Here is a 13,444-nt window from a genome sequence, read left to right on the forward strand (position 1 = left end):
TTTTCTACCATCCGGATGGAGAGCCTTTCTATTAACTTGTTGACTGAAGCCTTGTCAACTTATTATAATTTCTCTGCCAGTTCAATGGCTTTTCTCAGTGCTCCGAGTTTGTTGTTTACTTCCTGCAGTTCGTTTTCGACATTACTTTTTGCCACTATGCCGCCTCCTGCCTGAAACCATAGCTCGTTGTTGCGGCTTACAAATGTACGTATTGTTATGGCCTGATTAATATTTTTTCCATCTAAACTGATGAAACCTATGCATCCGCCGTAAACGCCACGGTTGTGTGGTTCGTACTTGCTTATTAGTTGCATAGCCATTACTTTTGGGGCTCCGCTCAGTGTTCCTGCCGGAAAGGTGTCGATGAATGTACTTACAGCGTCGGCTCCGGTGTTTACTTTTCCGCTCACACGGCTCACGAGGTGTATCACGTGGCTGTAGTATTGAGGCTCCTTGTAGAAATCAACTTTCACATCGTGGCAGTTGCGGCTAAGGTCGTTTCTTGCCAGATCTACCAGCATGACGTGCTCGGCATTCTCCTTTGGGTCGGCAAGCAGGGCCTCTGCTGCTTTGCGGTCGGCTTCCTTACTTCCTGTCCTTTTGGTGGTTCCTGCTATCGGGTCGATGCTTGCGATGCCGTCCTCAATCTTGCAGTGTGTTTCAGGTGACGAGCCGAAGATTCTGAATCCGCCGAAATCGAAGTAGAACAGGTATGGCGACGGGTTAATGCTTCGCAAGGCACGGTATAGCTTGAAATCGTCGCCTTCGTATCTCTGTATGAACCGTCTTGACATAACTATCTGGAATACGTCGCCTCTCATGCAGTGGCTTATACCGCGGCGTATGTTCTCGCGGTGTTCGTCGTCTGTCAGTGTGCTGGTGGTTTCTCCTACAGCCCTGAACTCGTATGCTGTGAAGTTGCGGTTGTTTATGGCTTTTTCTATCTCGTCTATATGGCTCGCTTCACCGGGCGACTGCAGTTCAAGGAGTACCATCTCGCTCTTGAATCCGTGGAAAACGATGAGGTATTTATATAATATGTATAAAATCTCAGGCGCGTCGTTCTTCTCGTCGATACTGTCCTGAACGTCTATGTTTTCGAAATAACGGACAGCATTGAATGTGGTGTAGCCATATACTCCGCAGTATGACGAGTATTCACCTTCTATACCGAAATGTCCGAGGAAGGCATTTATGGCATCTTCCACGCTTCTCTTACTCTTTACAGAAGTTTCTTCTGTAGTTCCGTCGGGGTAGGTGGCGATGGCTTTCCCATGGTTGACACTTATGCTTGCTATCGGGTTGAGGCCGATGAAGGACTTGTTGTTTTCAGTACCGTGATAGTCCGAACTCTCCATCAGTACACTCTGAGGGAAAAGATCGCGAACTTTCAGATACGTGCTTACCGGGGTATGTAGATCGCCCAGTATTGATTTATGTATGGTGGTGTATTGGTATTTTGTATTCATCTTTGGATAATTAAAAATTAAAAATTAAGAATTAATAATTAACAACTAACAACTAATAACTAATAACCCTTATATTTCAAATAAGTCTCAATATCCTTGTCTCCTCTTCCCGATACTGTAAGTACAACAATATCTGTAGGCTTGAAGTTTATTTTCTCTAAAGCTCCCAAAGCATGTGCCGATTCAAGAGCAGGTATTATCCCTTCTAGAAGTGTAAGTTCGTAAGCAGCCTTGATTGCTTCATCATCGTTTATAGCCAATACTGTAGCGCGATGTTCTTTGGCAAGATTGGCGTGCATAGGACCTATTCCCGGATAGTCCAGACCGGCAGAGATGGAATAAGGTTCGAGAATCTGTCCGTTAGTATCCTGCATTACCAGAGTCTTGAAACCATGGATTATACCGATTTTACCCAGTTGGATTGTGGCAGCCGACATACCGCTGTTCAACCCCAGTCCGCCTGCTTCGGCAAGTACTATTTTTACTCTTTCATCGTCCAGATAGTGGAATATCGTCCCTGCTGCATTGCTTCCGCCGCCTATGCAAGCCATCAGATAATCAGGATAATCGCGTCCTTCGTGTTCCATGAGCTGCTTCTTGATTTCTTCGCTGATGACGGACTGAAGTCTTGCCACCATATCAGGATAGGGGTGAGGGCCTACTGTAGAGCCTATCACATAATAGGTATCAGTAGGATGACAGCACCAGTCGCGTATGGCTTCGTTTGTGGCATCTTTCAGAGTCATGTTGCCGGAAGTTACCGGGCAGACAGTAGCTCCAAGCATCTTCATTCGTTCAACGTTTACGTGCTGGCGTTCCACATCGGTTTTTCCCATATACACTATACATTCCATTCCCATAAGTGCGCAGACCGTTGCTGTAGCCACACCATGCTGACCGGCTCCCGTTTCTGCTATGATTCTGGTTTTTCCCATACGTTTGGCAAGCAGTACCTGACCTATGGCATTATTGATTTTGTGGGCTCCCGTGTGGTTCAGATCTTCTCTTTTCAGATAAATCTTACATCCGTATTTTTCGGACAGGCGTTTGGCTAGATAGAGTGGGGAAGGGCGTCCCACATAGTCTTTCAATAACTGCGCGTATTCTTTCTTGAACCCTTCATCTTCAAGCACCTTTGAATATGCTTCCTGAAGTTCGCTTACACATCTGTGCAGTATTTCGGGGATGTATGCTCCACCGAATTCTCCGTAATAACCTTTTTCGTTTACTTGGTAAGATTTCATATCGTTATTGTTTTTTAAATTGTTTCTGAAAATGCAAAAAAACAGAACGGGCTGCCGTAAAGTACGACAGCCCGCTCTGCTTTTTTAAATTACTTATATCTTTAAATTTGGTATATACACGCGACTGATGCCCTTACGACTTTTGGAGTTGTAAGTGGCGCCACCAGAAGAATGTATTTACCATTGAATTTGTCATAAATGTTATGTTGTTTCTTGTTTCTGCGGCAAATGTATGTATTATTTTTTATAATCCAAACATTTGGCTGATTTTTTATTGAAAATATTTCACTTTGACTCCGACATTCTTGCAGTCGGCGCCCATTGGCGGGTTTTCCTTGAATATGGTTATCTCTATGCTTTTGATGGTCGGGAAATCAGTGAACAGACGTTTGGATATCCTGTAAGCCAGGTGTTCAAGGAGTTTTGCCGGTATATTCATTTCTTCCTTTACAGCCTCATGTATCTCTGCATAATTGATTGTTCCTTCAAGATTGTCTGTAGCAGCAGCTTCGCTGAAATCTGTTTCTATATCAAGACTGACTTTATACTCTGCACCAACGGTGTTTTCTTGTGGAAGTACGCCATGATAAGAGTAGAATTTCATCTCATTCAGGATGATGTTCATTGATTGGGCTTTCATATATGCTATGGTTTAAAAGAAAAGGCGAAGAATTCCGTTATTGTGTAGGTATTCTTCGCCTAGGTTTGTCATTTATGTTTTAAGTATATTATCCGCATCTTGAAGAACCGCAAGTTGTACAGATAAGACAGCCTTCCTGATAAACCAATGTTTCGTTTCCGCAGTTAGGGCATTTCATACCTTTGGCTTCTGTTCCGTCCTGTACATATTTCTTCAGGGCACGTTCAACACCGACTTTCCATGTGTTGATGTTTTCGCTGTCAAGCTGAAGTGAACCTACAAGTTTGATAACCTGATCGATTGGCATTCTCCAGCGCAATACTCCTGAAATAAGTTTAGCATAGTTCCAGTATTCTTTGTTGAAACGTTCTGACAATCCTTCTACTGTCATTTTGTAGCCACGTTTGTTTTCGAACTGGAAATCGTAGCGTTTGTTTCCATTCTCATCAATGTTCTTGATGATTTTACCGCAAGTTACAGATTTAGGAAGCACTATACCTTCTTCATCATCCTGAAGACCGGTGAAGATTTCGTATGGATGTCCGTCGAGCAAGCCTACAAATGCTACCCATTTCTCTTTGTTGTTCTGGAAGCGTACCACGTCTGCTTCAAGCACTTTTGGTCTTACCTCTACAACCTCAGGACGTTTGCATCTGCATTCTTCTTCCTTGCGCTTTTCTTCCTTGTCTGTCTTTTGTGTTGAAACAAGTACTCCGGCACGCGAACCGTCACGATATACTGTACATCCCTTACATCCTGAACGCCAAGCTTCTACGTAAAGATTGTTTACGAGTTCTTCGTCAACAGTGTTAGGCAGGTTGATAGTAACGCTGATTGAATGGTCAACCCATTTCTGGATGCGTCCCTGCATCTTAACCTTCATAAGCCAGTCAACATCATTTGATGTAGCTTTATAGTAAGGTGATTTGGCTACAAGCTCGTCTATTTCTTCTTGAGTATAGTTCTTTGTTGTGTCCAGACCGTTGATTTTCATCCAAGTGAGGAACTTGTGATGGAATACGATATATTCTTCAAAAGCATCACCTGTCTCGTCAACAAAATCAATTCTTACATTTTCGTCGTTAGGATTTACCTTACGGCGTCTCTTATACACAGGCATGAATACTGGTTCTATACCAGAAGTAGTCTGTGTCATAAGACTTGTTGTACCTGTAGGAGCAATAGTAAGACAGGCAATATTTCTACGTCCGTATCTCACCATATCTTCGTACAGAGCAGGGTCAGCTTCCTTGATACGGTTTATGAAAGGATTTTCTTTTTCTCTTTCGCTGTCATAGATTTCGAAGGCACCACGTTCTTTTGCCATAATAACAGACGAACGGTAAGCTTCGAGAGCAATTGTCTTGTGTACTTTTTCTGAGAATTCAGTAGCTTCTTCGGTTCCATATCTTAGTCCCATAGCAGCCAGCATATCTCCTTCAGCAGTAATACCTACTCCTGTACGTCTTCCAAGACCAGACTTTCTGTATATCTTTTCCCAAAGATGACGTTCTGTATTTTTAACTTCATCGTTTTCCGGGTCAGAGTCAATCTTTTCAAGGATGAGACCAATCTTTTCCAGTTCGAGGTCGATGATATCGTCCATTATTCTTTGTGCATATCTTACGTGTGTCTTGAACAAATCAAAATCAAAGTATGCATCCTTTGTAAATGGATTTACAACGTATGAGTAAAGATTGATAGCCAGCAGTCGGCATGAATCGTATGGACACAATGGAATTTCACCGCAAGGGTTTGTTGATACAGTTCTGAATCCTAGGTCTGCATAACAGTCAGGTACAGATTCTCTTAAAATTGTATCCCAAAACAGAACACCCGGTTCGGCTGATTTCCATGCATTGTGCACAATCTTTCTCCATAATTCGTTAGCATTGATTTCTTTTACGAACTGTGGATTTTCCGAGTCTATAGGGAATTTCTGTATATATGGCTTGTTGTCAACAGCCGCCTGCATGAACTCGTCGTCAAGCTTTACAGAAACATTTGCTCCTGTAACCTTGCCTTCAGTCATCTTGGCGTCGATGAATGATTCAGAATCGGGATGCTTGATTGAAACACTCAGCATAAGAGCGCCTCTACGTCCGTCCTGTGCTACTTCTCTTGTAGAGTTTGAATAACGTTCCATGAAAGGAACAAGTCCAGTGGATGTAAGTGCGGAGTTCTTTACAGGCGATCCTTTTGGACGTATGTGTGACAGGTCGTGACCTACGCCACCTCTACGTTTCATAAGCTGTACCTGCTCTTCGTCAATACGGATGATTGCACCGTATGAGTCAGCTTTTCCGTCAAGTCCGATTACGAAACAGTTTGACAAGGAAGCAACCTGGTATTCGTTACCTATACCTGTCATAGGGCTACCCTGTGGAACAATGTATTTGAAGTGATCGAACAAGTCAAACAATTCCTGTGAAGTCATGCTGTTAGGATAGTTTGCCTCAATTCTGGCAACTTCATTGGCAAGGCGCCAATGCATGTCCCTTGGGGATTTTTCATAGATGTTTCCAAATGAATCTTTCACTGCATATTTGTTTACCCAAACACGCGCGGCAAGTTCATCTCCATTAAAATACTCTAATGAAGCTTCGTATGCTTCATTGTAGCTATAAACTTTTTTTTCCACGATATTATAAGAATAAGTTTGTATCAGTTGTATGTAGATATTAGAGAAATGATTGATGGTGCAAAGCTATCAATGTTTTTTTAATCGACAAAGAAAAAATATATAAAGTTATCAACAGCTTTTTGAAAGTTTTCCATTTTTACTGACTATGATGTTGATTTTCAGTTTATTGTATGTTTTATATATCTGTAAAGTTTTCCATTTTGATTAACTTGTTTCTATTTTGTAGAATATTAGTCTTGAAAAAACGTACAATGTTTATTTTTTATATTATCTTTGTGAAATAAGAAAAAATATAAATATGGATTCAATAAAGAATAGAAGAACGATACGTAAATACAAATCTCAGGATATTCCGGAGGATTTGTTGAATGGGCTGTTGGAGGATTCTTTCAGAGCCTCTACAATGGGAAATATGCAGTTGTACAGCGTAGTTGTAACTCGTAGTAATGAAATGAAATCTAAACTTGCTCCTATGCATTTTAACCAGCCTATGGTGATGGGAGCTCCTGTTGTTCTGACTTTCTGTGCAGATTTTAATCGCTTTAGCCTGTGGTGTAAACAGCGAAATGCTGAGCCGGGATATGACAATTTCCTTTCATTTATAAATGCCCTTTCAGATGCATTGTTGGTGACTCAGAATTTTTGTACTCTAGCCGAGGAAAATGGATTGGGAATATGTTATTTGGGTACAACCATTTATAATCCTGAACCTATAATAGATTTGCTGAAATTACCTAAGCTGGTCGTTCCTGTAGCAACTATAACGGTGGGTTATCCGGATGAATGTCCTTCACAGCCTGATAGACTTCCTTTGAACGGTATTATTCATAATGAAGTTTATTCACAGTACACTCCAGAAGATATAGATGAGATATATGCTTATAAGGAATCACTTCCAGAAAACAAGCATTTTATTGAAATTAATAAAAAAGAGACTTTGGCACAGATATTTACAGATATAAGATATCGAAAGGCTGATAATGAAATGATGTCAGCAGGCTTGATTAATGTGTTAAAACGTCAGGGATTTTTTGAGTAACATAGAATTAGTATAAAAAATAAAGACCACATTTACTGTGGTCTTTTATTTTTTATGTTTAATATTGAAATAGTTTATTTCATTCTTATACTAGCCTCTATTTCGTCAATTTCATTTTTGAATGCTTTATCTACGTCAACCTGATCTTTAACAATTTTGCATGCGTGCAATACTGTTGCATGGTCTTTCTTACCTATAAGTTGTCCAATCTTTGAAGAAGAGGTTTCTGTATGTTTCTTGGCAAGATACATAGCAACCTGTCTAACCTGAACGACTTCTCTTTTTCTTGTCTTTGTATGTATTGTTGAAGTATCTACCTTGTAGTATTCACATACCTTTTCGATTATATCTTCAACAGTAACAGGTTTAACTTCAGCGCATTTTACAGCCTTTCTTACTATTCTTTGAGTTAAATCAATATCTATTTCACGTTTGAATAGTATAGACTGTGCCAATAATGAGTTTACAATACCCTCTAGTTCACGAACGCTTTCATTAACGTTTTCAGCAATGTAGCTGATAACAGATTCTGATATAGTAAGACCGTCACGACGAATCTTATTACGTAAGATATTTTTTCGCAGTTCTGTATCAGGCTTCTCTAATTCGGCTACTAAACCCCATTTGAAACGTGTCAGCAATCGGTCTTCCATTCCTTGTAACATTACCGGAGCGCGGTCAGATGTCAGGATTAGCTGCTTGCCATTTTGGTGTAGATGATTGAATATATGAAAGAAGGTGTTCTGAGTTTTTGTTACTCCGGCAAACTCTTGTATATCATCAATGATGAGTACGTCAATAGTTTGATAGAAAGTAATAAAATCATTGAAATGATTGGTTCTTACAGAATCTGTGTATTGCACCTGGAACAAATGTGCAGATACATATAAAACTCTTTTTTCCGGGTACAATTCTTTAATACGCGTACCGATAGCGTTGACAAGGTGTGTCTTGCCAACTCCAGAAGGACCGTATATAAATAATGGGTTAAAAGTTCTGGCAGGGTTTTGTGCAACTGTTTCAGCTACAGTTCTCGAAAACTCATTGCTGGTACCTTTGATGAAATTGTCAAAATTGTAGTTAGGATTTAAATGTGGGTCCAAATCCTGTACAACTTGAGCCTGTAGAGGATTTGGAGTTTTGTTCGCATTCTGTACGTTGTTTTGCTGTACAGCCTGTGAACGTTTTGTCCCCTCTATATTTACTGTTATTTGGTTTGTTTTGTCTGTAAGAATGGAGTACATCAGTTCCGTACCTTCTCCTATTTCCTTATATATAGCGGCACGGAGTAAGCCTACGTACTTTTCTTCTAAGTATTCATAGAAGAAAGGACTTGGTACCCCTATAGTCAATGCCTTATTGTCGTATTTAAGCGGAACAATAGGCTCGAACCATGTTTTAAAAGCAGTTGCATTAACGTTATCTCTTATAAACATGAGACATTTGTTCCATAATGCAATTGCTTGATTCCCTTCAATCATATTTCTTAATCTAATATCTTAATTTCTTTTTTAGCAAATTATCTACGGTGCAAATTTCGGCATGAAATTTCAGAAAAACAAATCAACTTTTTCTTGCTTTTCTGAAAAATACTATAAGTGCTTGATTGTCAATTGCTTTTTATTCGTATAAAGCTTTGTTGGAATAAAATTGCAATGTATTTGTAATATCTTGAAAATTAGAAGATTGTTTATTCTCTAAATAATATGATATATTTTGTATGTATAAATATAAAATATTGATAATCAGTTATTAATCTAAATAACAAGTATAATATTTAGAATGCTTGTTATTTAGATTGTTTCTTTGTAACGCTTATTTGTCCTTCTTTCCGAATAAAGAAAAATGAACATATCTTTTAGGATGTTCCTGCAGGTCTTTTAGTAATGATGCAGCATTAGCTGATGTTGCATTCAGGTTATTATAAAGCTCTGGGTCGTTTAATAACAATCCAATAGTATTGTCCTTATTGTTTAATTTGTCTGTAAGTGTATAAACATTCTTCAATGTCTCGTCTATCTTTTGGAATGTAGCATAATAATCTATCTCTTTCAGATTTCCGCTTATGGTTTTAAGATCTTCTGTTATAGTGGCGACATTACTTGTTATTTTAGGAATGTCGTTTCCCATAAGTTTTTCAAGGTGGTTGCTGGTCTGATTTAATGATGCAGTGATTTTTTCAGCGTTCTTTATAGTGTTTCCTATAGATGGGTCAGACAGCAGCATGTTTAGAGAAGATAATATAGAATCAAGTTTAGGCATCATTTTCTCCATTTGAGGCAATAACTCTTCTTCTGCTTTAGCCATAATGCCATTGTTGGCATATCCTTCGATTGTGTCGCCAGGAGTTACAGTGTTACTCTCGCTATAGTTCATGATAAGGTTCATTTTAACTGTACCTAGCATTTCTGTAACTAGTTCCGCTTTACTTCCAACCGGTATCTTTATGTTTTCATCCATTTCAATACCTACAGTGATATGTCCTGGTTTATTGTGATTATATTGTATATCTCTTACTAATCCTACCTTAAATCCGTTTGCATATACCGGACTTGAAAGAGCCAAACCGTTTACTTGTGTATAGTCAACATAGTAATAGCTTTCAGCTTTAAACATGTTTATACCTTTAAGGTAGTTTATTCCAACAAAAAGGATTACCAATGCGGCTATAGCTGCAATTCCTATTGTAAATTCTTTTCTCATAATTGCCATGTAATTATTTATTGTTATTCTTAAATTCTTTTATTGCTTTATTGATATTTATTTTTGTATCGTTCTTAAATGCGATGATGAATGCGTCTTTGAATTTTGGATCTACTATTTTCCTCTTTATCTTTAATATCTTGTTATAGTCTTCATCTTCAGCATATGTATATTTAATCAATCCGTTTTCTTTGTACCATGATACCGGTTTCAAGCCTTTAAATTGCTTGCTGTTCTGCGGCAGGACTCTATCTGAAGCTAAAATCTGGATCTTAAATTTTATTTTTGATGTTTCTTTTGTTTCTTTTTCTTTTGGTGTAGTTATTTCCTGTCTGGTATTTGAAGTAACAGTAGTAGGCTTAATTTTAGAACTGTTTCCCTTATAATTGATAAAAGCTCTGTAAATTGCATTTGCCAAATCGGTTGTTCCCTTATCCGACAATAAATATGTTTCTTCCGACGGGTTGGATATATAACCTAATTCTATAAGTACACTTGGCATAGATGTCTCTCTTAGCACAAGGAAACCAGCTTGGTGCACACCTTTATCTATTCTGTTATAACTCTTGAAATTCTGTTGTATAAGTGTTGCGAAATTCACGCTTTGCGACATGTTTTTGTCTTGCATGAATTCAAATATGATATAGCTTTCAGAAGAGTTTGGGTTAAAACCTGCATATCTTTGTTTGTAGTCATCTTCTATAAGGATAACAGAGTTTTCCTTTTTTGCAACTTCAAGGTTTTCTTCAGTCCTATGTAATCCAAGAGTATATGTCTCGGTTCCTTTTACGTATGAATTCTTTTTTGCTACAGCATTGGTATGAATAGATATAAAAAGGTTGGCTTTTGCATTGTTTGCTATTTCAGCCCTTCTGTGTAATGGTACAAAAATGTCTGATTTTCTTGTATATACAACCTTTGTGTCATTGCAATTATCTTCAATAAGTCTTCCTAGCTTTCTTGCTACATTAAGATTTATGTTTTTTTCTTTTCCTCTTGTACCTATTGCGCCCGGGTCATTTCCGCCGTGTCCCGGATCAATGACGACGATAAATCTGTCGTTTATGGTATTTCCGATGACAGGATAAGAACATGCTAATATACAAAGGAATAAAAGTATTCTGTTAAAAATATTCATTCTATATAATAATGTAAACAAATCGGTGCAAAGTTAATATTTTTGAGTATTACTTCCGCTGTAATCCTTAAGATTTTATATTTTACCTGCTAAAAACAGTAAAATATACTATTCCATCTGATATTATGACTTTTTTTCTTATCTTTGTCATATTGCTTAATTTGAATGGGAAATATATAAATATAAATCTTTGTAATTTTTAAAATTATTGCTTATGATATTGATAGATGGTAAGGCAATATCCGAACAGATAAAGCAGGAAATTGCTCAGGAAGTTGCCCAGATTGTAGCTTCAGGTGGAAAACGTCCGCATCTTGCGGCAATTCTTGTAGGTCATGACGGTGGTAGTGAAACGTATGTGGCTAACAAGGTTAAAGCGTGTGAGGTATGTGGTTTTAAGTCAACATTGATACGGTTTGAAGCGGATGTGACAGAAGATGAACTCCTTTCTAAAGTAAGGGAATTGAATGCAGATGATGATGTAGATGGATTTATAGTGCAATTGCCTCTTCCTAAACATATTTCAGAGCAGAAGGTGATTGAGACAATTGACTATAGGAAAGATGTTGACGGTTTTCATCCAATCAATGTAGGAAGAATGTCAATAGGTTTGCCATGCTATGTATCTGCAACGCCTAATGGAATTCTGGAATTGCTGAAAAGATATAATATTGAAACCAGTGGAAAGAAGTGTGTGGTTTTGGGTAGAAGCAACATAGTAGGAAAGCCTATGGCTACCTTGATGATGCAGAAAGCATACCCTGGAGACGCTACTGTTACAGTCTGTCACAGCAGAAGTAAAAATCTGGTTGAAGAATGCCGTGAAGCTGATATTATAATTGCAGCTTTAGGTCAGCCGGAATTTGTAACTGCAGGAATGGTTAAGGAAGGTGCTGTAGTAATAGATGTTGGTACAACCAGAGTTCCTGACGCTAGTAGAAAGTCCGGATTTAAACTTACAGGTGATGTGAAGTTTGATGAGGTGTCACCAAAATGTTCATATATAACTCCTGTTCCTGGTGGAGTTGGTCCTATGACAATAGTATCTCTCATGAAAAATACACTGCTTGCCGGAAAGAAAGCTATTTATAAATAGTTTGATTTGTATCGTTCTTGTTTAAACAAGTACGCTAAACATTGATTAAACGATGTCTGAATACCGCTTAATTCTTTGTATATGTATTTTTATATATGAACAGATTAAATAAGTATATATCACAATTGTTGCCGATAGTCTTGTGGCTGTCGGCAACAACTGTTTTTGCAGTTTCGGATACACTTTCAATTCTTTTTGCCGGTGATCTTATGCAGCATGATGCGCAAATAAATGCTGCAAGACGAGCTGATGGGAAATATGATTACAGTAATTGTTTTACGTACGTTAAGCCGTATGTCCGTTCTGCTGATATAGCAGTAGCGAATTTGGAAGTAACTTTGGGAGGTAAGCCTTATAGGGGGTATCCTGCTTTCAGTGCTCCGGATGAATACCTTTATGCCATTAAGGATGCCGGCTTCGATGTGCTTATGACAGCAAACAATCATTGTCTGGATAGGGGCTCAAAAGGACTGACAAGAACTATAGAAAAGCTTGACTCTCTTAAATTAAAACATGCCGGCACATATAAAAATAAAGAAGAAAGAATTCATAATTATCCATTGTTGGTCGAGAAAAAAGGATTTAGGATTGTTTTCCTTAATGCTACATATGGCACAAATGGAATGTCTGTTCAAAAACCTAATATTGTGAATTATATTGAGAGGCAACAGATAAAGTCTGATATTATGAAAGCCCGTCTTATGAGGCCTGATGTAATAATAGCGTTTATGCATTGGGGGCAGGAGTATAAAACGATGCCATCCGATAATGAAATTGATATGGCTAAATGGTTAATAAGTATGGGGGTCGATCATGTTATAGGTTCCCACCCTCACGTCATCCAGCCGGTTTCTATGATAGGGGATACGCTTTCGCCGCAAAAACATCTTGTAGTTTTCTCGTTAGGTAATTATATATCGAATATGAGTGCCAGAAATACTGATGGCGGTTTATCGGTAAAACTGTTTTTTAAAAAGATAAACGGGATAACCAGATTGGTTTCTTATGAAAAATCGTTGGTCTGGACTTCAAGACCTGTTTTGAGTGGAAAATCCGATTTTATATTATATCCTTGCAATATTGATAAAAAATATCTGAATGATAGTGAGAGACAGAGGATTAGGCGTTTTATTGAGGATGCCGGGCAAATATTGAGTAAGAAGGTCTTTCAGTAAAATGCGGATAAAAATGAAAAAAAATGGGATAAAAGTTTGCATAAATGGAAATAATGCGTACCTTTGCATCGCTTTTGAAAGGAAAGCCAACAAATGGTGACTATAGTTCAGTTGGTTAGAGCGTCAGATTGTGGTTCTGAATGTCGTGGGTTCGAGTCCCACTAGTCACCCTCCTTTACTAAAGCAAACATGGTGATTATAGTTCAGTTGGTTAGAGCGTCAGATTGTGGTTCTGAATGTCGTGGGTTCGAGTCCCACTAGTCACCCCAACTTCATAAAAATTAGTAAGTCCTGCA

General features: G+C 38.3%; 10 protein-coding genes and 2 tRNA genes. 5 read left to right on the forward strand and 7 right to left on the reverse strand.

Annotation, left to right across the window (positions count from 1 at the left end; translation table 11 throughout):
• Positions 1-62: 62 nt before the first annotated feature.
• The 4 genes from NW213_RS07400 to NW213_RS07415 all read right to left on the reverse strand — a co-directional run bounded on the left by NW213_RS07400 (position 63) and on the right by NW213_RS07415 (position 5,994).
• Positions 63-1,469 carry an anthranilate synthase component I family protein gene (locus NW213_RS07400; protein WP_258322350.1) on the reverse strand — a complete coding sequence of 469 codons (1,407 nt, stop codon included), beginning with the start codon at positions 1,467-1,469 and terminating at the stop codon, positions 63-65.
• Between the two features lie 59 nt (positions 1,470-1,528).
• The gene (gene trpB, locus NW213_RS07405) at positions 1,529-2,713 is read right to left on the reverse strand and encodes a tryptophan synthase subunit beta (protein WP_258322351.1); all 1,185 of its coding nucleotides are present in this window, start codon (positions 2,711-2,713) and stop codon (positions 1,529-1,531) included.
• 271 nt (positions 2,714-2,984) lie between these two features.
• Positions 2,985-3,353 (reverse strand): dihydroneopterin aldolase, encoded by a 369-nt coding sequence (gene folB, locus NW213_RS07410; RefSeq protein ID WP_204392166.1) that lies wholly within the window; start codon positions 3,351-3,353, stop codon positions 2,985-2,987.
• Positions 3,354-3,441: 88 nt separating this feature from the next.
• Complete coding sequence (locus NW213_RS07415; protein WP_258322352.1) at positions 3,442-5,994, reverse strand: adenosylcobalamin-dependent ribonucleoside-diphosphate reductase; 2,553 nt, start codon at positions 5,992-5,994, stop codon at positions 3,442-3,444.
• Between the two features lie 301 nt (positions 5,995-6,295).
• Here NW213_RS07415 and NW213_RS07420 point away from each other — a divergent pair, with 301 nt between their 5' ends.
• Complete coding sequence (locus NW213_RS07420; RefSeq protein WP_154044034.1) at positions 6,296-7,036, forward strand: nitroreductase family protein; 741 nt, start codon at positions 6,296-6,298, stop codon at positions 7,034-7,036.
• A gap of 74 nt (positions 7,037-7,110) precedes the next feature.
• Here the strand turns inward: NW213_RS07420 and dnaA are convergent, their stop codons facing one another.
• The 3 genes from dnaA to NW213_RS07435 form a co-directional block, all read right to left on the reverse strand.
• Positions 7,111-8,517, reverse strand: coding sequence for a chromosomal replication initiator protein DnaA (dnaA, locus tag NW213_RS07425; RefSeq protein WP_154044033.1), 1,407 nt, complete (start codon positions 8,515-8,517; stop codon positions 7,111-7,113).
• Between the two features lie 334 nt (positions 8,518-8,851).
• Positions 8,852-9,748: an MlaD family protein gene (locus tag NW213_RS07430; RefSeq protein WP_258322353.1), complete on the reverse strand. Its 897-nt coding sequence runs from the start codon at positions 9,746-9,748 to the stop codon at positions 8,852-8,854.
• A 4-nt stretch (positions 9,749-9,752) separates the two neighbouring features.
• Complete coding sequence (locus NW213_RS07435; RefSeq protein ID WP_258322354.1) at positions 9,753-10,877, reverse strand: N-acetylmuramoyl-L-alanine amidase; 1,125 nt, start codon at positions 10,875-10,877, stop codon at positions 9,753-9,755.
• Positions 10,878-11,091: 214 nt separating this feature from the next.
• Between NW213_RS07435 and folD the strand changes: the two genes are divergently transcribed.
• The 4 genes from folD to NW213_RS07455 all read left to right on the forward strand — a co-directional run bounded on the left by folD (position 11,092) and on the right by NW213_RS07455 (position 13,417).
• The gene (gene folD, locus NW213_RS07440; RefSeq protein ID WP_154044030.1) at positions 11,092-11,973 is read left to right on the forward strand and encodes a bifunctional methylenetetrahydrofolate dehydrogenase/methenyltetrahydrofolate cyclohydrolase FolD; all 882 of its coding nucleotides are present in this window, start codon (positions 11,092-11,094) and stop codon (positions 11,971-11,973) included.
• Between the two features lie 95 nt (positions 11,974-12,068).
• Complete coding sequence (locus NW213_RS07445) at positions 12,069-13,148, forward strand: CapA family protein (protein WP_258322355.1); 1,080 nt, start codon at positions 12,069-12,071, stop codon at positions 13,146-13,148.
• Positions 13,149-13,244: 96 nt separating this feature from the next.
• Positions 13,245-13,318, forward strand: a tRNA-His gene (locus tag NW213_RS07450).
• A 22-nt stretch (positions 13,319-13,340) separates the two neighbouring features.
• Positions 13,341-13,417: transfer RNA gene (locus NW213_RS07455), tRNA-His, on the forward strand.
• The last annotated feature ends 27 nt before the right edge of the window (positions 13,418-13,444 follow it).

It is taken from the genome of Bacteroides sp. ET336 (genome assembly GCF_024733815.1).
GTDB classification, from domain to species: Bacteria; Bacteroidota; Bacteroidia; order Bacteroidales; family Bacteroidaceae; genus Phocaeicola; species Phocaeicola cellulolyticus.